18 protein-coding genes and 1 pseudogene are annotated in these 22,728 nt (G+C 43.7%); 12 read left to right on the top strand and 7 right to left on the bottom strand.

What is annotated here, in order from left to right:
* Nucleotides 1-76 precede the first annotated feature (76 nt).
* From A142_RS07125 to A142_RS07115, 3 genes are all read left to right on the top strand, one after another.
* Nucleotides 77-1,765 (top strand): NAD-dependent malic enzyme, encoded by a 1,689-nt coding sequence (locus A142_RS07125; protein WP_019821850.1) that lies wholly within the window; start codon nucleotides 77-79, stop codon nucleotides 1,763-1,765.
* A 193-nt stretch (nucleotides 1,766-1,958) separates the two neighbouring features.
* Nucleotides 1,959-2,759, top strand: coding sequence for a SanA/YdcF family protein (locus A142_RS07120; RefSeq protein WP_029405420.1), 801 nt, complete (start codon nucleotides 1,959-1,961; stop codon nucleotides 2,757-2,759).
* Nucleotides 2,760-2,956: 197 nt separating this feature from the next.
* On the top strand, nucleotides 2,957-4,327 hold the full coding sequence (locus tag A142_RS07115) for an SLC13 family permease (RefSeq protein ID WP_019821846.1): 1,371 nt from the start codon (nucleotides 2,957-2,959) through the stop codon (nucleotides 4,325-4,327).
* A 278-nt stretch (nucleotides 4,328-4,605) separates the two neighbouring features.
* On the opposite strand, the gene A142_RS07110 is transcribed toward A142_RS07115, so the two are convergent.
* Nucleotides 4,606-5,901: a GGDEF domain-containing protein gene (locus A142_RS07110; RefSeq protein ID WP_019821843.1), complete on the bottom strand. Its 1,296-nt coding sequence runs from the start codon at nucleotides 5,899-5,901 to the stop codon at nucleotides 4,606-4,608.
* Nucleotides 5,902-6,204: 303 nt separating this feature from the next.
* Between A142_RS07110 and A142_RS07105 the strand changes: the two genes are divergently transcribed.
* Nucleotides 6,205-7,029 carry a DUF2797 domain-containing protein gene (locus A142_RS07105; protein ID WP_019821841.1) on the top strand — a complete coding sequence of 275 codons (825 nt, stop codon included), beginning with the start codon at nucleotides 6,205-6,207 and terminating at the stop codon, nucleotides 7,027-7,029.
* Nucleotides 7,030-7,139: 110 nt separating this feature from the next.
* On the opposite strand, the gene A142_RS07100 is transcribed toward A142_RS07105, so the two are convergent.
* The gene (locus A142_RS07100; RefSeq protein WP_019821838.1) at nucleotides 7,140-8,390 is read right to left on the bottom strand and encodes a sensor domain-containing diguanylate cyclase; all 1,251 of its coding nucleotides are present in this window, start codon (nucleotides 8,388-8,390) and stop codon (nucleotides 7,140-7,142) included.
* A gap of 305 nt (nucleotides 8,391-8,695) precedes the next feature.
* Nucleotides 8,696-9,580 (bottom strand): LysR family transcriptional regulator, encoded by an 885-nt coding sequence (locus A142_RS07095; RefSeq protein ID WP_019821836.1) that lies wholly within the window; start codon nucleotides 9,578-9,580, stop codon nucleotides 8,696-8,698.
* A gap of 232 nt (nucleotides 9,581-9,812) precedes the next feature.
* Here A142_RS07095 and A142_RS07090 point away from each other — a divergent pair, with 232 nt between their 5' ends.
* Complete coding sequence (locus tag A142_RS07090) at nucleotides 9,813-10,484, top strand: type 1 glutamine amidotransferase domain-containing protein (protein ID WP_019821834.1); 672 nt, start codon at nucleotides 9,813-9,815, stop codon at nucleotides 10,482-10,484.
* 159 nt (nucleotides 10,485-10,643) lie between these two features.
* Here the strand turns inward: A142_RS07090 and A142_RS07085 are convergent, their stop codons facing one another.
* Complete coding sequence (locus A142_RS07085; RefSeq protein WP_019821832.1) at nucleotides 10,644-11,879, bottom strand: cysteine desulfurase-like protein; 1,236 nt, start codon at nucleotides 11,877-11,879, stop codon at nucleotides 10,644-10,646.
* Nucleotides 11,863-12,519: a 2OG-Fe dioxygenase family protein gene (locus A142_RS07080; protein ID WP_029405418.1), complete on the bottom strand. Its 657-nt coding sequence runs from the start codon at nucleotides 12,517-12,519 to the stop codon at nucleotides 11,863-11,865. Before A142_RS07080 ends, A142_RS07085 begins: the two co-directional genes overlap by 17 nt.
* Nucleotides 12,520-13,387: 868 nt before the next feature.
* Here A142_RS07080 and A142_RS07075 point away from each other — a divergent pair.
* The 7 genes and pseudogenes from A142_RS07075 to A142_RS07045 all read left to right on the top strand — a co-directional run bounded on the left by A142_RS07075 (nucleotide 13,388) and on the right by A142_RS07045 (nucleotide 20,719).
* Nucleotides 13,388-14,287: a hypothetical protein gene (locus tag A142_RS07075; RefSeq protein WP_019821828.1), complete on the top strand. Its 900-nt coding sequence runs from the start codon at nucleotides 13,388-13,390 to the stop codon at nucleotides 14,285-14,287.
* Nucleotides 14,284-14,667: a hypothetical protein gene (locus tag A142_RS07070; protein ID WP_019821826.1), complete on the top strand. Its 384-nt coding sequence runs from the start codon at nucleotides 14,284-14,286 to the stop codon at nucleotides 14,665-14,667. The genes A142_RS07075 and A142_RS07070 overlap by 4 nt, the downstream gene beginning before the upstream one ends.
* 508 nt (nucleotides 14,668-15,175) lie before the next feature.
* Nucleotides 15,176-16,135: a thioredoxin-disulfide reductase gene (trxB, locus tag A142_RS07065; RefSeq protein ID WP_004733400.1), complete on the top strand. Its 960-nt coding sequence runs from the start codon at nucleotides 15,176-15,178 to the stop codon at nucleotides 16,133-16,135.
* A gap of 161 nt (nucleotides 16,136-16,296) precedes the next feature.
* Nucleotides 16,297-18,081, top strand: a complete 1,785-nt coding sequence (cydD, locus tag A142_RS07060; RefSeq protein ID WP_019821824.1) for a heme ABC transporter permease/ATP-binding protein CydD — start codon at nucleotides 16,297-16,299, stop codon at nucleotides 18,079-18,081.
* A complete protein-coding gene (gene cydC, locus A142_RS07055) occupies nucleotides 18,074-19,795 on the top strand; it encodes a heme ABC transporter ATP-binding protein/permease CydC (RefSeq protein WP_019821822.1) in 1,722 nt (573 codons plus the stop codon). The genes cydD and cydC overlap by 8 nt, the downstream gene beginning before the upstream one ends.
* 191 nt (nucleotides 19,796-19,986) lie before the next feature.
* A pseudogene (locus A142_RS07050) lies at nucleotides 19,987-20,382 on the top strand (nucleoside 2-deoxyribosyltransferase); the annotation flags it as partial.
* 85 nt (nucleotides 20,383-20,467) lie between these two features.
* On the top strand, nucleotides 20,468-20,719 hold the full coding sequence (locus tag A142_RS07045; protein ID WP_019821818.1) for a hypothetical protein: 252 nt from the start codon (nucleotides 20,468-20,470) through the stop codon (nucleotides 20,717-20,719).
* A gap of 174 nt (nucleotides 20,720-20,893) precedes the next feature.
* On the opposite strand, the gene A142_RS07040 is transcribed toward A142_RS07045, so the two are convergent.
* A complete protein-coding gene (locus tag A142_RS07040; RefSeq protein ID WP_019821816.1) occupies nucleotides 20,894-21,751 on the bottom strand; it encodes an EAL domain-containing protein in 858 nt (285 codons plus the stop codon).
* Between the two features lie 6 nt (nucleotides 21,752-21,757).
* Nucleotides 21,758-22,051, bottom strand: a complete 294-nt coding sequence (locus A142_RS07035; RefSeq protein WP_019821813.1) for a hypothetical protein — start codon at nucleotides 22,049-22,051, stop codon at nucleotides 21,758-21,760.
* Nucleotides 22,052-22,728 lie beyond the last annotated feature (677 nt).

Below are 22,728 nucleotides of genomic sequence, written 5' to 3'. Positions count from 1 at the left end.
CGGAGAAACTATTTACAATTGAATAACTAAACCGTTATCATTTTTCAGTTACCCTTTCTCCCATATTAGGCATCCAATGAACAACGATAAACGCCCTCTATATATCCCTTATGCTGGTCCTGCTCTACTAAGTACCCCTCTTCTAAACAAAGGCAGCGCATTCTCTGCTGAAGAGCGCAGTTCTTTCAACCTTGAAGGTTTGTTACCGGAAACAACCGAAACAATCCAAGAGCAAGTAGGACGTGCATACAAACAATATTGTAACTTCGAAAGTGATATGGATAAGCATATCTACCTTCGTAACATCCAAGACACTAATGAAACGCTTTTTTATCGTTTAGTTCAAAACCACATCTCTGAAATGATGCCTATCATTTACACGCCAACGGTTGGCGCAGCATGTGAGAACTTCTCAAATATTTACCGTCGTGGTCGTGGTCTGTTTATCTCATACCCGAACCGTGACCGTATCGATGATCTACTGAATAATGCGACAAACCACAACGTTAAAGTTATCGTGGTTACGGATGGTGAGCGCATTCTTGGTTTGGGAGACCAAGGCATCGGTGGCATGGGTATTCCAATTGGTAAGCTAGCACTTTACACAGCGTGTGGCGGCATTAGCCCAGCTTACATGCTACCAATCGTGCTCGATGTGGGTACCAACAACCCTCAACGTCTTGCTGACCCAATGTACATGGGCTGGCGTCACCCTCGTATCACAGGTGCTGACTACGATGCATTCGTTGAAGAGTTCATCCAAGCGGTTCAACGCCGTTGGCCTGATGCATTAGTTCAGTTCGAGGATTTCGCACAAAAGAACGCAATGCCACTGCTTGAGCGTTACAAAGATCGCATCTGTTGTTTCAACGATGACATCCAAGGCACAGCAGCCGTAACGGTTGGCTCTCTACTTGCAGCATGTAAAGCAGCAAACAGCAAACTGTCAGATCAGCGTATTACCTTCTTAGGTGCGGGTTCTGCAGGTTGTGGTATTGCTGAAGCTATCATTGCTCAAATGGTGTCTGAAGGTATCAGCGATGCACAAGCTCGCTCTCAAGTTTACATGGTTGACCGTTGGGGTCTGCTACAGGAAGGCATGCAAAACCTACTTGATTTCCAACAGCGTCTTGTTCAAACCAACGAAAACACTAAAGACTGGGAAAGCGACGGCACTGGTTTCTCTCTACTGGACGTTGTTCGCCACGCGAAGCCAACCGTATTGGTTGGTGTATCTGGTGCTCCAGGTCTATTCAGTAAAGAAGTCATCAAAGAGATGAACCTGCACTGTGAACGCCCTATCGTGTTCCCACTGTCTAACCCAACAAGCCGTGTTGAAGCGACACCAAACGACATTATTCGTTGGACTGATGGCCAAGCACTTGTTGCGACAGGTAGCCCATTTGAGCCAGTAGTTCACAATGGCACGACTTACCCAATCGCTCAGTGTAACAACAGCTACATCTTCCCAGGTATTGGCCTTGGTGTATTAGCTGTGAATGCTTCACGCATCACTGACGAAATGCTAATGGAATCAAGCCGTGCACTTGCAACGTGTTCTCCACTAGCAATCAATGGCACAGGCGCTCTACTTCCACCATTAGAAGAAATCCACACTGTATCGAAGAAGATTGCTCTTGCTGTTGGTAAGAAGGCGATTGAACAGGGCGTTGCTCTAGAGATCACTGAAGAAGCACTGCAACAAGCGATTGACCAGCACTTCTGGCAGCCAGTTTACCGTCGCTACAAGCGCACGGCATTCTAATAAAGCGTGCTGCGCTCTCAATAAAGCGTACTGCGCTTGGAATAAAGAGCGTTAATTCCTCTTCTAAGAGCCTCTGCCATTGCAGGGGCTTTTTTCTTTACACTGTCTTGTCTTTTTAACTGATTTTTCTCATTTTTATTTGGTATTATCGAGCACTCAAAAAATAATGCTCAGTCAAAGGACTATGCCGAGAGTGAAATTCAATTCTCACATTTGCCGAAACTACTTACTAAAAACATACAAAAAACTGCAAGGTTTTCTGTATGGCTCATTTATTGTGTTCTTGGTAGGCAGCGCTGCGGTTATTGCGATCGATTATTGGGTTTCATGGCAAGCGGAAGATCGCATCATCTACGATATTGATGAAGTGCCCGAGCTTGAGGTTGCAGTTGTGCTTGGCACAAGCAAATATTTGGGTAGAACACTCAACGACTATTATAAGCACCGAATTGAAGCGGCGATTGAGCTGTTCGATCGTGAAAAAGTGGACCAATTTCTACTGAGTGGCGATAACGCTCATCGCTCTTACAATGAGCCGTGGACGATGAAGCGCGACTTGTTGAAAGCAGGCGTCCCCGATGAACGTATCAATCTCGACTACGCGGGGTTCAGAACCTTAGACTCGATTGTTCGCGCCAAAAAGATATTCGATACCGATAACTTCCTGATCATCACTCAAAAATTCCACTGTGAAAGAGCGCTATTCATCGCCAATTCTTACGATATTCACGCGCAGTGTTTAGCCGTTTCAGGACCAACCCACCATTCCGGAACCACGATACGTTTACGTGAAGTGTTTGCGCGTACCAAAGCATTCCTTGATCTGTATATCATGGGGACAACGCCAAAGTTTCTTGGCCCTAAAGAGCCTATTCAACCGAGCCCAAAACCGGAATCATTTCCGATTCCAAACCCTATTACTGACCCCACTGTAAACCCTGTTGTCGACCCTACAACAAGCCCGATTGCAGCCCCTGAAGAGACCGATGTGTAGAAAACTACACATTTTGAATTTGTTGCCTCACACTTCCCCATTGTTAAGCAAAAACACACCAACACTCCTTTATTAACTTGAGTAACATTCTTCCAACAAAGTCTGACCCTACATCAAGCTATATACCTCGAAAATAATAAGCACGACTCAATGAAGTCGTGCACCAATAAAACGAGGATAAACAAAAGGAGCGTCTTATGACGGCACTTGTTACTACACTGAAACACTGGTTGTTTACCCGCAACAGCATGATATTAATTGGTAATTTCACGCTATTTGCTGTTTTGCTTAATACCCTGCCATTCGAAGCGCAAGTGAATACAGGTTTAAGTATTCTCGTGTTCGTTGCCATTCTATGGTTAACAGAAGCGATTCACGTCAGCATCACCGCTTTGCTCGTTCCCCTATTGGCTGTCTTGTTTGATGTATTCAACACGCCCGCAGCGCTGGCTAACTTTTCAAACCCAATCATCTTCTTGTTCATGGGTGGCTTCGCATTAGCAGCCGCACTGAACAAACAAGAGCTAGATAAAGCGATTGCTGACAAAGTACTGCTGATTGCAAAAGGCAGAATGTCGGTCGCTGTGTTCATGTTGTTCGGTGTGAGTGCCGGTCTATCAATGTGGATCTCAAACACAGCCACCACTGCAATGATGCTTCCTCTTGTTCTTGGCATCATGAACAAAGTCGACCAAAGTGAAGACCGCAACACCTACGTGTTCGTGCTATTGGGTATCGCTTACTGTGCATCTATCGGTGGTATCGCAACCCTAGTAGGTAGCCCACCGAACGCTATCGCTGCAGCAGAAGTTGGCCTTAGCTTCACAGAGTGGATGGCACTTGGCCTGCCAATCTCGATGATTCTATTGCCAATCGCAATGTTGATTCTTTACGTGATGACTAAGCCAAAACTAAACCACAAGTTCGAGCTAGACCACGCGCCAGTAGAATGGACAAACAGCAAGAAAATCACACTGTCTATCTTCCTACTCACCGTGACTCTGTGGATTTTTGGTAAACCAATCAACGCAATGATCGGTGGCTTCTCTAAGTTCGATAGCTTAGTTGCAATTGGTGCAATCGTACTGCTGGGCGCTTCTAGAGCGGTAGAATGGAAAGATGTTGAAAAGACAACCGACTGGGGTGTATTGATTCTATTCGGTGGTGGTATCTGTCTAAGTAACATCCTTAAAGCGACTGGTACCAGTGTATTCCTAGCGCATTCATTAAGTGGTTTCCTAGAGACAGCAGGCGTTCTGCTAACAATTCTAGCGGTAGTCGCGTTCGTGGTATTCCTAACAGAATTTGCGAGTAACACAGCAAGTGCAGCATTGTTAGTACCTGTATTCGCCACCATTGCTGAAGCATTAGGTATGTCGCCAGTTATCCTGTCTGCATTAATCGCTGTCGCTGCATCTTGTGCCTTCATGTTACCTGTTGCAACACCACCAAACGCGATTGTATTTGGCTCAGGTCATATCAAGCAGAAAGAGATGATGCGAATCGGTATGGTTCTAAACCTAGTTTGTATCCTAGTGCTAACACTGTTCGCTTGGATCTTCTGGTAAGCACGAACGTCCTATAAGCGCATACTTACAGGAATGCTCCCCCTAAACGGGTTGAACTTCCCCCGGTTCAACCAAGACAAAAATGCCCGTTCAGCGTAAGCAAGCACTGAACGGGCACATAAAAACAAGAAACGCTTTTCCCTTTTGGTGGCCCCGCGCCACCTTTTTTGTTTTTGGCTTTTGGCTTTTGGCTTTTGGCTTTTGGCTTTTGGGAGAAGAACCATAAAAACGCCACATATGCACATGTGGCTTATAAACTCATCAAAACAATTTTCAGATTAGTGACTCAAGATCACCTGATTTCGACCTGAATGCTTCGCTTGATATAAAGCTTCATCAGCGCGAGCAATGGTCTCTGTCACTCGCTCTTGTTTCATCTCAGCAACACCAATACTGCATGTCAGTGGATCGCCATGAACCCAAAGGTGCTGGCTGACTAAGAGTCGGATTTTCTCAGCCTTTCGTTGTGCTTCGCCAAGATCAGTCTCCGGACAAAAAACAATAAACTCTTCACCACCCCACCTCACCAACTTATCGGAAGCGCCGATCGAACTGCCGACCACCATACTGAACTCTCGTAAAATATCGTCGCCCATTTGGTGTCCGTACTTGTCATTCACGCTCTTGAAATAGTCGATATCAAGATACAACATACTTAGCTTTCCATGCCCCTGCTTAACCTGCTGAGACTGCATTTTTAGCCAATCACGAATAGCGTGACGATTTAAAACTCCAGTTAATTCGTCTCGATGAGCCATTTCCGAGAATTCGAAATTCTGTTCTCTCAATGCTCGATTGACGTTCTTTAAGTGATGATGTCTTTTCTCTGCGATCACCATGCGCTTTCTGGAAGTATGTAATTCTGATACCAAAAATACGCTGCCTGTTCCAACCCAAACAAACAGTAAAATAAGGAACAAGCTTTCGCCTGAAATATAAGATCCCTCGAACTCAATACTACGGATAACAATTCGATGGTGGCCAAGCTTTGCACCAGATGCAGTAGCAAATTCAACCATATTCACATTCGAAAACTCAGGTGCTGAGTGCTCTAACGCAATATCGTTATCCGCTAACCACCATGTCATTACTTGCAGGTTTTTGATCGGAATCTCAATCACACCGCCATCAACGCCTGGAGAAAACTCCATCCCGTTGTATTTATGCGTGTACTCGTCATCAGGAACCGAATAAGCAGGATTATAATTACGCAGGTAAGTTCGCAAACGACCGCTAGAATCGGCCTCCGCATGGTAATCAATATTGACTCTAAAGGTGTGGTACTGAGAAAGGTCAAGGCCAGTGGTAATGTCTGGGTTGATACGAATCGATAGGCCGCAATAAGGCCACGGATACTCAGACTTTTTAAGCTCACAGTCGAGAATATACTGGCCATTTTGATAAGATAATTGGGACGTACTGACGCCTCTATCCACTTGATCGCTGGTCGCGATAAACTCATATTTATCAGGGGTTATTGCTGTTATCACACGATTTCCGCTCACACGGTAATACTGCACAATGGCAAGCGTTGCGATAACGAGAAAGATAACAATCTTATGGATCCACTTCACGTCTAAGCTTCCGGCTTAAGATCCCTATAGTTGGGATTTCACGATAAAAAACAAGTCAGATAAATTAGTGATCTTGATACCAATAAATCACTAAAAAACGTTATATCACGGCTGAACAAAATGTCATACTATATTTTTATGCCTATATTTCATTCAGATTATTTACATCGAGAATCAAGTAATATTGCGTATAAAAACAGGTACCATTTGTTATACTCATCGCATAATCATCGTTAACCGTACTGCCTGCTCGCAGCGCAATCGAGTCGACGAAATAATAATCAAAATACAACGAGTAATGTCATGTCTTTATTAGCAAAAGGTACACTCAAAAAGATGAGTGCTTCCCTTGATGGCGCGGTTACCTACCGTTTGCCTGTAGGCGAAGAGTTTGTAGAGCTAAACCCTCTGATTGGTAAAACCATCAACCTCACTCACACTGGCAATATTTTTTGCTGCTCATGTGGTAAGAAAACCAAGAAAAGCTACTCTCAAGGCCACTGCTTTGTGTGCATGAAAAAGCTAGCAAGCTGCGACATGTGCATCATGAAACCAGAGACGTGCCACTACGATGAAGGCACTTGTCGTGAGCCTCAATGGGGCGAAGAGAACTGCATGGTTGATCACTTCGTTTACTTATCGAACACATCAAGCCTAAAGGTAGGTATCACTCGCCATACTCAAATACCAACCCGTTGGATTGACCAGGGCGCGACTCAAGGTTTACCTATCTTGAAGGTAAAAACACGTCAGATTTCTGGCCTGATCGAAGTTGAATTAGCAAAGCACATTGCTGACAAAACCAACTGGCGCACACTACTAAAAGGCGACGGTGACGATATGGAACTGGTAGAGAAAGCAAAAGAGCTGCTTCCATTGGTTGAAGATAAGATCCAAGAGATCAAAGCAAAATTCGGTGATGATGCCATCGAAGTACTAAGTGAGAACATCACCTCACTGAGCTACCCAGTAGAACAGCACCCAGTGAAGATTGTTTCTCATAACTTTGATAAGAACCCTGAGGTATCTGGTGTGCTGCAAGGCATTAAAGGCCAATACCTAATCCTAGATACGGGCGTGATTAACATCCGTAAATTCGGTTCTTACGAAGTTGAGGTTTCTGCTTAATCAGCAGAGCGCCATCACAAGTGAGATACAAAAATGCCCTGAGGCTTCTGCTTCAGGGCATTTTTCATTCCAGATGAGACGATCTGCTTTAATAAAGCAACGTACAAAGACTAGAGCGCGACCATATCTCCATCCACACAGTTTTTACCATTGGCTTTAGCTCGATAGAGTGATTGATCGGTTAGATTAACCAAGGCATCGATCGTCATGCGCTCTTCACACGCAAGGCTATCACTCATACCAATACTAACGCTCGAATTGAATCGAGTCTGTTCATCGATTTTAAACTCTGCTTGATTAAACTGTTGACGAATTTGTTCAGAGATTTCATGTGACATTTCTGACGTTGCATTTGGAAGGAAGACGATGAACTCTTCACCACCCCAGCGACCCGCAACACCGCCCACACTCTCAACACTGCGCTTAGTAATATTAGCCAACGCACAGATCACCTCGTCACCGACCATGTGACCGTATGTATCATTAATCGATTTAAAATCATCAATATCGAGCAGCATACACACAAGGTGATTGTCAGAGGTCATGTGTTCTCTAAACCACTCATAAATAGCTCGACGATTGAGTAAGTCCGTCATCTCATCGTAATTCGCTTGATGCACGAGCTGCTTTTCTAGCATCACTTTCTGGGTGACATCTTCAAGCACAACCTGCATGGCTGGCTTACCTTCCCAGATAACTGCGTTGTCATAGATATTGAAAAATCGATGGACACCATCCAAGCCGATATTCTCAACCACATTACTGGTACCCGACGGCTCACCCGACATGACAGTCTGGTAACGTTGATAAATACTTTCTACGTTTTGTTTTGGCACCAAATCAAGAATAGAGTCGAGCTGCAATACCTGCTCTATCGACTTGCCACCTTGTAAGTTCACCCAAGATTGGTTAACCATCAAAGGTTTAAAATCTCGGTGTACCAATATTCCCTGTCCCGATTGCATGATCATATCGCGATACATTTGGTCTTGTTTGCGGACAATATTCTGCAGCTGAATAGCTGGGCTAAGGTCAATAACGGTCACTTGTAGCGCCGGTCTTCCCTGCCACTCTGTGACATGATCAATAGAAAAAACCGTGAACTCTCTGCCGTTGCGGTCCACATTGGTAAAGGTGTGAACTTGCGGGTCTCGTTGACCACTAACCGTTTCAAGATAGTTTTGGTAGGCGAGAACATGGAACTCTTCGGGAATTAGATCCAGAAAGCTGTCAATATTGGCCAATAATTCTTCGGGAGATTGGTAACCATAAATACGAGCATAGTTAGCATCGACACTAACCACATTCATATCTTGAATGATTATCACACCGTAAGTGGATTCAAAATTTATAGAAAACATTGCCAACTCCGCAATCTAGCTACACTTCATAAAATGGAGCATAACAACACGCCCTGCCAACGCTTCCATATAATCTCTTACGCGCTTAGGGACATTAATACAAACCGTAGTATATCGTACTGCTGACCGCTTCTCTACAATTCAATCGCTAGCACGACTTAGTAAAAGTAGACAAGTCTCTCAATCTGATTACGCGCGCCAAAAAACAGAAATAGATAAGCTATGGCTATGTAATGATTCAATTTTTTATTTTTCACATCAGTTGAAGAACACAAGCTGCTCACCACGAACTTCAATCGCACTTTTTACTCATCCCAGCCAGAGAGGTAATCGACTAAGAAGTCTATCGCAAGCCGCGCTCGTTGAGGCAGAAAGCGTCGGTTCTGATAAACAATCCAACTGCTTGTCCCCGAGCCCCAATACTCTTCTAACACAGGAACGAGTTTTCCATTGCTAAGGCCACCATTGAAGCTGCTTTTAGGAAGATAAACGATACCAAGCCCCTCTTCGCAAGCTTTCAGTACCGCGCTTGAATTGTTGCTTCTCCAACGGCCATGAACTCTGACTGCAGTTAGTGGATTTCCATCTTTCTCGAATAACCATTGGTCACTGTTAGCGATAATACAGCTGTGCAGCTTGAGTTGTTCTGGGTTCGCTGGCGCACCAAACTCAGCAATGTAACCTTTGCTTGCTGCCGCGGCCATTGGGCGATCAACCAGCTTTCTTGCCACCAGCCCTGAATCGTCTAATCGACCATAACGAATCGCGAAATCGATACCATCTTCGATGAAGTTAACCATCTTGGTATTGAAATTCATTTCTATGGTGAGCTCAGGATGATCTTTGGCAAACTCCATCAGCGCCGCCGCGACATGATTTTCTGCAAACGCGCCTGCGGCACTCACACGCAAAGTACCGCTAAGCTGAGTTTGTTGAGAAGTCACTTGTTCGTTCGCTTGCTGAAGCCCTATTACTAAGTCTTTGCACTGCTGATAATAGGTGTGACCCGATTCAGTCAGGCTCACCATTCGTGTAGAGCGTGCAAGCAACGCCACACCCACTCTCTCTTCTAATCTTGAAACTTGGCGACTGACATGACTGGTACTGCAACCCAGTTGTTTTGCTGCTGCAGAAAAGCCGTGGCACTCGGCTACTGCAACAAACTCATTAATCCCTTCAAAGCTGTCCATACTTCACCTGTTTACATCTAACGAATTCACATCCGACTAATTCACACCCACTATTGCTATATAGCAATAATGTTTTGCCTACTCGGCATATTATCACTCAAATGGTTTACTACTACTATTACAGGTAACGAAACAGCGGCACCTCTATCAATAAAACGGATGTCTGTCTTAGAAACGCGGATGTCTAAACAACGACGCTGAAACCAAACAAACGTGCTCAAAGGGACGAATCATGAAAAAAATACTAATACCTGTAACTAACCACGCAACACTAGGCGATACAGATCAAGCGAACGGTACTTACGCGCCTGAACTGACTCATGCTCTGAAAGAGATCTTGGCTGCGGGTTTTGAGTACGACATCGCTTCTATCAAGGGTGGTAAAGGTCCGTTGTATGGGACAGATATTGAAGGGGATTCAGTAAACGCGGAGATCTTGGCTGATGATGACTTCCAAAACCGTATTAACAATACGATCCCTGTAAGCCAAATTAATGCAGAAAGCTACGATGCTATCTTCTACCCAGGCGGGTTCGGCTTGCTTTCAGACCTATCAACTAACGAGCAGTTTGCTGCTATTGCGGCTAAACATTATGAAGATGGCGGTGTGATCGCATCAGTATGTCACGGCCCTGCGGCGCTGCTTCCGATTGTTCTGAGCAACGGTGAAAAATTACTAAGCTCTAAATCGGTGACTGGCTTTACTCGCGAAGAAGAGATCGACTTTGGCACCATCAACGACATTCCATTCCTACTGGAAGAGTCTCTTGCTCGTAGCGCTGCGCGTTTCAACAAGGTTCAACCTTGGCAAGAACTTGTGATTGTTGATGAGCGAGTGATTACAGGCCAGAACCCAACCAGCGCACACGCTGTAGGTGCAGCTCTGGTTAAACAACTTTCTTAGTTAAATTAATCGCTTAGTTAAATCAATGGCTTAATAGAATAACTGCCGTTGAACAAACAAGCTCAGTCAAACAAAAAGAGCATACTTCCACCTCAATATTATTGAGAGAAGCATGCTCTTTTCTAATTCTGTAACCATCTAGGTGTTAGTTACTTCTTGCTAGTGACTTCGCAAGATCCCTTCAAGCACATTGAACAGCAAGTCGATCTCTTCAATCGAGTTGTAATGCATACAACCAATACGCACCACGCCCTGCTCTTCAATACCCAACTGCTTCACCAACCCTAATGCATAGAAGTGTCCGTTCCAAACACAGATATTATGTTCACCCAACTTCTTGGCGATGAACTCTGGAGAATGGTTTTCAAAGGTAATCGCAAACGTTGGCGTTCTTAAATTCGAATCAAACTCGGTTTTCCCGTAAAGCGTTGCCCCTTCAAGGTCGGCCAAGCGTTTAAGGAAGTACTCACTGAGTTGGCTCTCGTGCTTATTATACAGCGCGTAGCTTTGCTCTAAACGAGAACGCAATGAATCGGCTGGATCACCTAACTGCGCCAAGTAATCCACCGCCGCAATCACACCGGCAAGGCCTTCAAAGCTTTGTGTTCCTGTTTCAAATCGACCTGGGCCAATGTTAGTGGCAGGCTCTACCTTGTAAGGCTTTAACGTATGCAGCCATTGAGGTGCAATGTAAGCAATACCCACATGCGGGCCGAAGAACTTATAAGCTGAACACGCTAAGAAATCACAATTCAGTTGTTGAACATCGATCAGGTGGTGTGGCGCATAATGAACCGCATCAACATAAACCTGCGCACCGTGCTGATGTGCAAGCTCAATGACTTTCGCCATATCAACAATCGAGCCTGTGGTGTTCGAAGCAAACGTCACAGCAACAAGCTTGGTCTTCTCATTTAATAGAGACTCAAAGTGCGCCATGTCTAGGCTGCAATCCGATTCGTCGACACGAACTTGGCGAACAATCGCGCCTTTGTCGTCGGCCGCTTGCTGCCAGCTTGATACATTCGAGTAATGGTCTAACGCAGTGACGATAACTTCATCGCCCTCTTTCCAATCTCGGCTGATTGCACGGCTAAGCTGGAAGGTCAGTGAGGTCATGTTCGCACCGAACACAACGTTGCCAGAAGATTCAGCATTGAGTAGCGCTTGTGCCGCTTCTCGCGCTTGCTGCATTAAACCTGTGGTCTTTTGGCTAGAAAAGTAGTGACCGCCTAGGTTTGAATTAAAGTGCCCTAGGTATTCCGTCATAGATGCTAAAACATTTTCAGGGACCTGAGAGCCACCCGGCCCATCAAAAAAGGTCACCGGCTTACCATTATGGTATTGGCCTAGCGCGCTAAACTGCTGGCGCACATCATTAAGAGTGAAGGACATTGCGCGCATCCTTAGCCGTTAGAACAAACACATCCATGTAGCCCATCTCATCGTGGTCTATGGTACGAATCGGTTGTGCGTTATGCCAAAGCTTGCTGTCGGCCAGCATTGCGACTTCACCGTCTTCAAGCACTTTTCTAAAGAATGGCGCTTCATGTGAATCTTGGTACAGCATGATTTCGCCGCCCACAATGTTGTGTCGGTTAACGCCGATTAAAGCGATGTGGTCGAAGCCATCTTGGTGAACACCTTCTGGTGCAACCTGCGTTTCTTCAAAAATGGCAGCGATACGGATTTGGTGAATTTCGATTTCTTGCCCGTCTTCAAGTCCATTGGTTTCGATAAACAGTTCACACATCTCTTGCATGCCTTCGCTGCTTAAGATTGGTGCTTCAATTGGCTCGAATTGGCGAACAACGTCACCTTGAAAGTGATTAATGTCTTCAGACTGAACAAAGTTATGTTTGTCTAGCTCTACGACTTGTCCATTACTGAATTGAACCACCGAGTACCTTCTTAATCGAAACTGACCATCCGCATGCTCTGTGCTTGGAAGCTTAGAGAATGACGGTGACAACTCCTCAACTGCGTGGTTACTGAGGTGGGTAATATGTAGGGTATTTTCGTGAGCATGTAACATCATCGACTCCTTAATGATTGTTAATTAACTTTCGACATTTAACGTTTTGCTTACATAAAGGATACTTGAAGATCTTGCCAAATCAACATTAAACAATCATTTATCCCGTCAGATTTAATAATTCAGACACTAAATCTAACCTGAAATTCAAAAGCAGTGTATAACACCAGAATAAAAGATGACCAACTCTTAAAACTAGCACACTCCACTAGCTAGTTATAAATCCCTACAAATTTAAATTTAACGATATTATTAACTAGCATGTGATATTTCATATTGTGTCAGCCCTTTCGCTTCAATACGCCAGCCTCCTTGCATGAGTTCAGGTATCACACTCGTCATCATTCATTTCTATGCTTTTGCACAGCGAAATACGACCTACCTATCAATTGCCAAGCTATTGATTATTTACACAACAAACTGAAATTGGTTAATTTATGACTAAGCCAGAAACCAAACGCCTTTGCTTGCGCGTCTGGAACAGGTCGAGTTCGGGGGGAACTCGGCCGCCCCAAATGGCTCATTTCTTTTAAAAGCGCAACTTGATAGTTCTTTTAGTCTCGAAGATGTTTGAAGTGGAATGTCGCGGGTGGTAATTAATCGCGGTGTCTCAAAAACCTGAGCATGAGGTGCTTAGCTTTGGGTGCCGCGAGTTCATGGAAAGAATAGAAACGACATCTAACCTTAATGTTTCTAACGACGATCATGAACTTCAGCGATTTACCGAGGCTCACAAAGGTCATTTTTGAACCTTTTTCTTTCCATCTAGGTCAAAAATGGCCAATTTAGTCGGATTACTGCTGGATAGGTAACGTATAAGAGACGTATTATTGCTGCGTCTATTCAATTACTAAAAATAAAGCAACACATGCACACCACTACGCCAATAAAGAAATGCTCTGAAACCAATAACCTAACATTACGTTTAGAGCACAGAGACCTGCGAGCTAACCCTGAAGATATGCTGCTAGCTCTACACTGCTATACCAAAGGTTACCGCCACTTCATTGAATTAATTGGGCAGCAAATTGAACCCGATTCCGAATCAGTTTTTTTATTCGATCATGTTGAACGTGGTTCCATCAAGCTAATTAATAAGGTTGGTTATAAAGGCGGTGTTTTAGATTTTATTGCTTTACAACTAACCAAACTGCTACTTAATGATGCAACTGAGGATAACTTAGAGCAAAAGGCTCAAGAAATTGAACAAGAAACATCAGCCTTTTTAAAAAGTCATAACACATTTGCGGCTAATATAGTCGACCCTTATATTGACCGTATTTCTTTAGCCGAAGTGATGAATGATATATCTACCGGTGGAGAAATGCTTATGGATCAAGAGCATTTTGAGGTATCTGCAAACGAGTCATCTTCGAGCAATAAAGTATACAAGTTTGACCCTGGATTTAGATCTCATATCTCGATGGCAGACTTAAAGAAATCCCAACCAGAGCCCTTTAATGGCAAAGACACTATTATCGCAATCAAGCCCTGTAATATTGGGACTGGCTCTTGGTACGTAAAAAGTATCATTTCTCAAAGACAATTTTTCGTGAAGATAGTTGATCATGAATGGCTTAGTAAGTACCAATCTGGAAAAATGGCAGTAGTAAGAGCAAACGATCTAATTCGTGTAAACTTGATTTGTGATGTGGTTGTTAGCTCATCTGGAAACACTCGAAACGCTAATGCAATTATTAACCACGTTCATAGCGTCGAACGTGACAAGTTTATTAGTTCGGACAGTCAAGCAAATCTATTTGAATGAAAAAGTTTCTAGCAAGCTACATTTTTATACTTGTGCCTTTCGTTATTTTATTGGTAACGAAGTTAGCTACATCAAAACCAATGGAGATTCTGACATCTACAGATTGGTCTGTAGCTAGTTTCATGATGATTGCTCAATCACTAGGAATCATCATATGTGACTCTAATGGAAGCAAAAACATAAACTCACAAGGGTTGCTTATTTTTATCGGTTTAACAATTATTCTTTTGATTCTTTGTGGAGGGGTTTATGCGTATTCTCTTATAAACCCAGAGAGTGTGTTTAGTTACATCCAACCAGTTATTTTTGCTTTGTCATCTTTTTGGTTAGTTATCGCTTACAAAACGAGCGATTTTTTGAAAAAAGCAGCTAGAGATTAAACAAAGCATCAAGTACTAAAATCCGAATCTACTCACAACAGGTTCGGCTCTTTGTTTATCGATATGACCAAAACGGAAAACGAATTTAATAAAACAAGTAATCTTTCTATTTTAATTGAATCAAGTTATCAACTCTCCCATAAACAAAAGGCAATAGGTTAAGTAACTTTTCGATACTAGAATTGTTCAAATGATTTCTAAAGAGCTTACTTAGCGAGCAACATTGAAGTTGCATCAAGATCGATTTCACAATAGGCAAGTGTAAGATTTGGCTAACTAAAAAAGCCCACCTCATACATAAATCATAGTCATAGCCCTCTCACCAACACCGCCAAAGCCTTTTGGTGATTTCACTGATCCTCCCGCCACGAAAACGTTTGTCTCGATTAAGTTCTAAACTATAACGATTAATTACACTTCAGCCCTTGTTTAACCTTTTATTGCCTCCATATTTTCCATACAATCCTAAGCGATTATAAATAAAAACAATTTCAATTTCGGAGTCCTCATGAGCGACGTAAAGCACTGTAATTTATTGATTCTTGGTTCTGGCCCTGCTGGCTATACAGCTGCAGTTTACGCTGCTCGTGCAAACCTAAACCCAGTACTTGTTACAGGTATGCAGCAAGGTGGTCAGCTTACAACCACAACAGAAGTAGAAAACTGGCCGGGTGATGCTGAAGGTTTAACGGGCCCTGCTCTAATGGACCGCATGAAAGAGCACGCAGAGCGCTTTGAAACAGAGATCCTGTTCGACCACATTAACGAAGTCGACCTATCAAACCGCCCTTTCCGTCTTAAAGGCGATTCTGGTGAGTACACGTGTGATGCATTAATCATCTCAACGGGTGCATCAGCTAAGTACCTAGGTTTAGATTCTGAAGAAGCATTCAAAGGCCGTGGCGTTTCTGCTTGTGCAACGTGTGATGGTTTCTTCTACCGCAACCAGAAAGTGGCGGTTGTTGGTGGTGGTAACACCGCTGTTGAAGAGGCACTTTACCTGTCGAACATCGCGTCTGAAGTTCACCTAGTTCACCGCCGTGACACGTTCCGCGCTGAAAAGATTCTAGTGAAGCGTTTAATGGACAAAGTAGAGAACGGCAACATTGTTCTTCACACTGATCGCACGCTAGACGAAGTTCTAGGTGACGACATGGGCGTAACGGGCGTTCGTATTAAAGATACTCAGTCTGATAAGACAGAAGACATCGAAGTAATGGGTGCATTCATTGCTATCGGTCACCAACCAAACACTGAAATCTTCAAAGGCCAAGTGGATATGAAAGATGACTACATCATCGTTCAGTCAGGTCTTGAAGGTAACGCGACACAAACCAGTATCCCAGGCGTGTTCGCTGCGGGTGATGTAATGGACCACAACTACCGCCAAGCAATCACTTCTGCTGGTACAGGTTGTATGGCTGCACTGGATGCTGAACGCTTCCTAGATGGCCTTAACGATAAGTAAATCTGAGATTGCAGATTTAAATATCGAAGCCCTCACCTCAGTAGATGCAGGGCGTCATCACATTTTGTTGTAAATCCCTAGAGCCCAGTGGTATATCCACTGGGCTTTCTTTTGTATACTAGCCGCCCTCAACAAATAATAATTATCATTAAGCCTTCATAATGGATAAGAAAAAACAACGCAGCTTGAACAAGTGGCTTAAGCAACAGAGTAAGTTAGCGAAACGCTGGCTTATGATTGCAATTAGCCTTGGCGTACTTTCAAGCGTGTTCTTAATTGCTCAAGCAGCTCTTCTCGCCTCTATTCTTCACCAGCTGATCATCGAAAATGTCGATAAATCTGAACTGGTTGGTCATTTCGCAGGCTTGGCATTATCGGTCGTTGGCCGTGCTGGCTGTACATGGGGACGTGAAATCGCAGGTTATCGCTGTGGTGAACAAATCCGTGTCTACATAAGGCAACTCATCCTAGATAAATTACGTGAGTTAGGCCCTGCTTACATTAAAGGTAAACCTGCCGGTACGTGGGCAACCCTGTTGCTAGAACAAGTAGAAGACATGCAAGACTTCTTCTCTCGTTACCTGCCTCAGATGTCTCTGTCGGTAATGATTCCATTCATTATTTTGGTTGTGGTGTTCCCAGTAAACTGGGCAGCAGGACTGATCTTCTTGATTACTGCTCCACTAGTGCCGATGTTCATGGCGCTTGTGGGTATGAAAGCGGCCGATGCAAACCGTAAAAACTTCAAAGCGCTGCAGCGTCTTTCAGGTCACTTTTACGACCGTTTGCAGTCAATGACGACTATTCGTCTATTTGATCGCACCAACGCTGAAACAGAAGTACTTAAAGGTGCATCTGAAGTGTTCAGAACGCGCACGATGGACGTGTTGAAAATCGCTTTCTTGTCTTCTGCGGTACTTGAGTTCTTCACGTCGATCTCTATCGCGATGACGGCGGTTTACTTTGGTTTCACCTACATCGGTGAGCTTAACTTCGGCCACTACGGCGCAGGTATTACACTATTCGCAGGTTTGTTTATCCTTATCTTAGCGCCAGAGTTTTACCAACCTCTACGTGACTTAGGTACGTTCTACCACGCGAAGCAACAAGCGGTGGGCGCGGCCGAAAGTATTGTCGAGTTCCTAGAAACCGATATTACTAAGGTTAAATCAGGTGACACTCAACTAGACCCAGCTCAAGGCATCAATATTGAAGCTACCGACCTAAAAGTGTTAAGCCCTGAAGGTGTTCAATTAGTTGGTCCTATCTCGTTCGCACTGAACACTCGCCAATCGACTGCGTTAGTTGGCCCAAGTGGTGCGGGTAAAACAAGTTTGATCAATGCCATCCTTGGTTTCATGCCTTATGAAGGAAGCTTGAAAATCAATGGCGTTGAACTGCGTGATTTAGACTTGGCATCTTGGCGTAAGACGATCAGCTGGGTTGGTCAAAACCCACTGTTGCTTCACGGCAGCATTCGTGACAACGTCACTCTAGGTAAGCAAGATATTACCGATCAAACAGTTCAAAACGCACTTGAGCAATCTTTTGCTAACGAGTTTGTAAACGAGCACGGCTTGGATTACATGATTTCTGATCGTTCAGGAGGCCTATCTGTTGGTCAATCTCAGCGTTTGGCTTTGGCTCGCGCAATGATTCAAGACGGTCAATTCTGGTTGCTTGATGAACCGACTGCCAGCCTAGACACTCGTAGTGAACAGCTCGTGATGAAAGGCATCAACAGCAACATCGAAAGTCGCACTGCCCTGCTTGTGACGCACCAACTTGCTCCTCTTAAATCAGTCGATAATATTCTGGTTATGCGCGATGGTGGTCTGGTTGAACAAGGTCATTACTCTCAGCTTTCGACTGCGGGTGGTTTGTTTGAAGAGATGCTGAACGCGAACTTAGCTCAACAAGATAATAAGGGTAATTTAGATGCGTGATTTACTGCCTTACCTGAAACTCTATAAAAAGCATTGGTTTGGCCTATCGCTAGGCATGCTATTGGCTTTTGCTACTCTATCGGCTTCTATCGGCTTGTTAACGCTATCAGGCTGGTTCATTTCAGCTTCTGCGGTTGCGGGCCTGACGATTGCGCGTGAAACCTTCAACTATATGCTACCGGGTGGCGGTGTACGTGGTTTGGCAATGAGCCGTACTGCGGGTCGTTGGGGTGAACGTGTTGTCAGCCACAATGCAACATTCAAATTGTTAACCGATCTGCGTATCTTCTTCTTCAAGAAGCTTGCTCCGCTGATCCCAGGTCGTATCTCAAACCTTCGTGATGCTGACCTTCTCAACCGCTTGGTCGCTGATGTAGATGCCATGGATCACGTGTACTTACGTTTAGTAAGCCCAGTGACGGTTGGTGTGTTCGGGATTTTCTTCCTGACTCTGTTCTTGATGTGGTTCGATAGCTCACTAGGTTTGATCTTAGGTTCTATCCTTCTGATCATGCTGTTGGTTTGGCCAATCTTGTTCTACAAGCTAGGTAAACGTAACGGTGGTGAGCTGACACAGAACAAAGCTGATCTTCGTGTGACTACGCTAGATTGGATTGAAGGCTACAGCGAACTGACTCTGTTCGGTGCAGAAGAACGTTACCGTAATGCGATTCTAGAAACACAGCAGAAGCTGATGGCGAATCAGTTTGTGAATGCTAACCTAACCGGTATGGCGTCAGCAGCTCTGATGCTGTTCAACGGTTTGACATTGGTTCTTATGCTTTGGCTTGCGGCTGACGGCGTGGGTGGTAATGCACCAGACCCGTTCATCGCGCTAATGGCATTCGCAACTATGGCAAGCTTCGAGCTGCTAATGCCAATTGCAGGTGCGTTCCAGCATTTAGGGCAGACTCTGTCTTCTGCGCGTCGCTTGAACGAAGTTATTTTGTCGGAACCTGAAGTTCAGTTTGCTGAAGAGAAACTCGACATCAACAAGCCGCTTGATATTACGTTCTCAAACGTGACGTTCAACTACCCTGATTCTGAGCGCAGTGTTCTGAACGCTGTAGACCTAACGATTCCTGCCACACACAAGGTTGCGATTGTTGGTCAAACGGGTTCAGGTAAATCGACTTTGATTCAGCTACTGACTCGCTACTGGGATCCTAAAAAGGGCTATATCTCAATCGCGGGCATTGAACTGACGCAGTGGAACGAATCACAGCTTCGTGAATCAATCAGTGTGGTAAGCCAGCGTGTCGACATTCTAAATGGCACTTTGCGTGACAACTTGTTGATTGCAAGACCAGAAGCCACCGATGATCACTTAGCGAACATCCTTAAAGACGTTGGCCTAGAAAAGCTGCTTGAGAACAACGCGCTTGATAGCTGGTTAGGTGACGGTGGTCGTCAACTGTCTGGTGGTGAGAAGCGCCGTATCGGCATCGCACGTGCCATTCTTCATGACGCCCCTATCCTGCTTCTTGATGAGCCAACAGAAGGCTTAGATAAGCAAACTGAGCAAAGCATCATGACTCTTTTCGAGAAGCACTTCGAAGGCAAGACGGTTATCTTCATCACGCACCGTTTGATTGGTCTGGAATCGATGGATTCTATCGTTCTGATTGAACAAGGCGAGATTGTTGAAAACGGCTCTCATGAGAAACTGTTAAACGAAGCAGGACGTTATTTCCAACTGCGTCAGGCAATCTAGTCGCTTCATTGATGACAAAGAAACATCCAAAGCCCGAGTCCATACTCGGGCTTTTTTATTATCTATCGATTTTTCTGCATCTCAAGAGGTCCCCTTCCCATTCGACTCACCGTCACGTTCTCGCCTTCAACGAACAAGAAATAGCCTCAAAGTAATTTTCAAATCATGAGCTTAAGCAAAACAGCGCTAATGAAGAGCTTATTGAGAGCTGTGATATCGTCATCGCCAACATGACACCTTTCAGAGGCGCGAGCTGCGATGTGGGTACAGCCTATGAGATGGGCTTTGGTAAAGCGCTAGGTAAAACGGTACTTGCCTACAGCAACAACTCAAATCTTTTCCTAAAAAGAAACCTAGACCAACTGCCAAATGCTAAGCAAGTCGATGAGCAAACCTATGTGGATGGCATTGGTATGACGCTAGAAAACTTTGGCTTAATTGATAACCTAATGCTAGATAACGCAGTATCAGGCCCGATAGAATTAGAGAATGTTGGCGTGTTTTATGATCAAACAGACGTGTATCGTAACCTACGTGCGTTCATCCGTTGTCTAGAACAGCTAAAGAACGACGCTAAGGCAGCGTAAATCGCTATCTAAACTGAATGACATTGATTCTCCCAGCATCCTCACAATGCCGGGAGAATTTTTTGTAAATATTGAGAGGAAAACTATGAGCGAGATTTGCATGATGTCTCTTACAAGAGACGAAGTAGCGAAACGTAAAAACTATGATGCGATCAAAGCGTCATTTGATGATTTATGGTCTTCGATTAACTCAAACGAAAACGCCAACGTTAGTATTTGTACCAGTGAAGGGACTTGTCTTTTTGTGGATCGAGAACAGCAGCATTACAACATTAAGCTTAATGTTGATCAGATTGAAATTCAGAAAGCGAACTGTAATCATCTATTGGAATACTGATAGCCCTTCCCTCCTAAACTAGTCTGTTTAAAGTCACTCAAATAGCACTCACCCAATCGACTCCACGGACTAAAAAGCTAACCTCTCATACGAGAGGTTAGTGAACTAAAACAAAAGACAGTTCAGTTAAGGGGAATCGATACATTGCCTGTTTTTGCACACTGCTTTACACGTCTATGAGTTAAGCGCTCTTGCTCTTATTTTCTTAATCAGGTGAGCATTTTGACGAAACGTCTCATCGGGCTTTGTCTCACTTGGTTTAGGCATATTTACCGGGTATGACTTAGGAAGGTCTAGATAATAACCCTGATAATAATCAGCCCCATATCGATCCGCAGTTTGATAATTTTCGACATTTTCAATGCCCTCAAAGATCACCTTGATCCCTTTTAGGCTAGTGATGGTGTTCAGCTCTTCAAGCAGGTTATTCTCGATTGATTCGCTCATACCAAATTCGATCAGCATTTCTCTACTGACTTTGATGTAATTGGGCTGTACTATCGTCATGCGGCTGTAGCCAGACCACCCCGTACCAAAGTCGTCTAATGCGAATGATATGCCGATACTCTTCAAGTACTCAGTGCCCTTGTGTAAGCTTTCAATATCCGCGAGTGGGCAGTAATCCTCGACAATCTCAACGACTATCTGATTAAGGTCAATCTGCTCTTCTTCGATTAACGGTAGGTACAAATTGTTTAAATCATGCTCGTGTGAAAAGTATTTAAAGAAACAAGGTGTCACGTTGAGGAATAACTTGGTATCACGATCATAGATGCTCGATTGTCTGAAATTTCTTAAATGCATAATATTAAGAAAGAACTTAAATCCGAACTCTGACTTTTCACCAAAACCCTCGAGTATTTTAAAGAACCTCTTGATGTTGACTTTTTCACCTTGCTTCTCAATTCGGCAAAGCGCTTCATAGCCAAACACGGTTTGAGAATCATCGCTGATGGATTGAAATACACTGTGTACTTTGAATCCAGCTATAGTCATCTCGTATCGACGATGTTCTGAGTTCCACTCAAGCATAGGTGATCAACATTTGCTTGGTTTAGAGCAGCACAGAGGCTGAATAGAGTCCAATAAGATTGATTCTGCCTCCTCCAACTCCATGCTCCGAGCAAATACAACCTCTTCAAATATCAGGTCCTTAATATGGTCTGCTAAGATTTGACGGTCATCAGTTGAGATTTTTTTGCTCTGTAGGTGGCACAAGCGCACCAATAAGCTGATCATATCTAACCCTTTAGACTCCACGCAAGCGAGTTGTTTATACTCTTCGATGCCACCCAGAATACGCGTAACACTTTCTTTTGAAACTACTTTCATTTCCACTCCACAAAAAAAACAACATGATTAATTATCCCTTTTACTGCTGATGCTCTATCCGTGAATACGTTATTTATTTTACTTATATACCCCGAAAAACACACCATTAAAAGATAACAAAAAACACACCAAATATACATTCCACACATTTTTAAACGAACTTGATTTCTGATATCCCAAACGAAAAAATAGAATAAAAGACAATTTAATCTAGGATTAATTACAATAGAAATAATTGTTTTTTAGAAACAGAATTAATAATGATATTTCATATAAACCTGAGCGATCGTTCGATAATGACCATCGAAAATAAAACCTTAATCAAATTAAGGCAAAAACCATTTCGTTTTTTACTCTATCTTTATAACCATAATGGTCGATGTGTGAGTAAATGATGAGATTTTTAATGAATGTTGGAATGGTGCTACTGTCTCTAACCAATACGATCAGCACGTTAAGAAAGTTGCTCAAAACGATTGGCATCAAAAATAAAAAGCTCACCTTTGTGAGTAAAGCTTGCTGTTTTGTTTTAGAAAATATCCAATGAAGAGCTATCAGAAACCCATAATCTCGAAACATGATGGTATACTAACACATAGCACACACTAGTCAGGTCGCAAACATAACAAGAATCACTTCTTTATATGTACGAATCCAAATAATAAAATATCAAAGAA

Origin of the sequence: Vibrio splendidus 12E03, from assembly GCF_000272105.2 — a bacterium.
GTDB lineage: Bacteria > Pseudomonadota > Gammaproteobacteria > Enterobacterales > Vibrionaceae > Vibrio > Vibrio splendidus_I.
The sequence above is the reverse complement of the archived record's forward strand: the minus strand, read 5'-3'. Positions and strand labels throughout refer to the sequence as shown.

What these genes read in the sequence shown, in the direction of transcription:
- A142_RS07125 (WP_019821850.1), top strand. Translation starts at nt 77, where the DNA reads ATGAACAACGATAAACGCCCTCTATATATCCCTTATGCTGGTCCTGCT.
- A142_RS07115 (WP_019821846.1), top strand. Translation starts at nt 2,957, where the DNA reads ATGACGGCACTTGTTACTACACTGAAACACTGGTTGTTTACCCGCAAC.
- A142_RS07105 (WP_019821841.1), top strand. Translation starts at nt 6,205, where the DNA reads ATGTCTTTATTAGCAAAAGGTACACTCAAAAAGATGAGTGCTTCCCTT.
- A142_RS07100 (WP_019821838.1), bottom strand. Translation starts at nt 8,390, where the DNA reads ATGTTTTCTATAAATTTTGAATCCACTTACGGTGTGATAATCATTCAA.
- A142_RS07095 (WP_019821836.1), bottom strand. Translation starts at nt 9,580, where the DNA reads ATGGACAGCTTTGAAGGGATTAATGAGTTTGTTGCAGTAGCCGAGTGC.
- A142_RS07090 (WP_019821834.1), top strand. Translation starts at nt 9,813, where the DNA reads ATGAAAAAAATACTAATACCTGTAACTAACCACGCAACACTAGGCGAT.
- A142_RS07085 (WP_019821832.1), bottom strand. Translation starts at nt 11,879, where the DNA reads ATGTCCTTCACTCTTAATGATGTGCGCCAGCAGTTTAGCGCGCTAGGC.
- A142_RS07080 (WP_029405418.1), bottom strand. Translation starts at nt 12,519, where the DNA reads ATGTTACATGCTCACGAAAATACCCTACATATTACCCACCTCAGTAAC.
- A142_RS07075 (WP_019821828.1), top strand. Translation starts at nt 13,388, where the DNA reads ATGCACACCACTACGCCAATAAAGAAATGCTCTGAAACCAATAACCTA.
- A142_RS07070 (WP_019821826.1), top strand. Translation starts at nt 14,284, where the DNA reads ATGAAAAAGTTTCTAGCAAGCTACATTTTTATACTTGTGCCTTTCGTT.
- trxB (WP_004733400.1), top strand. Translation starts at nt 15,176, where the DNA reads ATGAGCGACGTAAAGCACTGTAATTTATTGATTCTTGGTTCTGGCCCT.
- cydD (WP_019821824.1), top strand. Translation starts at nt 16,297, where the DNA reads ATGGATAAGAAAAAACAACGCAGCTTGAACAAGTGGCTTAAGCAACAG.
- cydC (WP_019821822.1), top strand. Translation starts at nt 18,074, where the DNA reads ATGCGTGATTTACTGCCTTACCTGAAACTCTATAAAAAGCATTGGTTT.
- A142_RS07045 (WP_019821818.1), top strand. Translation starts at nt 20,468, where the DNA reads ATGAGCGAGATTTGCATGATGTCTCTTACAAGAGACGAAGTAGCGAAA.
- A142_RS07040 (WP_019821816.1), bottom strand. Translation starts at nt 21,751, where the DNA reads ATGCTTGAGTGGAACTCAGAACATCGTCGATACGAGATGACTATAGCT.
- A142_RS07035 (WP_019821813.1), bottom strand. Translation starts at nt 22,051, where the DNA reads ATGAAAGTAGTTTCAAAAGAAAGTGTTACGCGTATTCTGGGTGGCATC.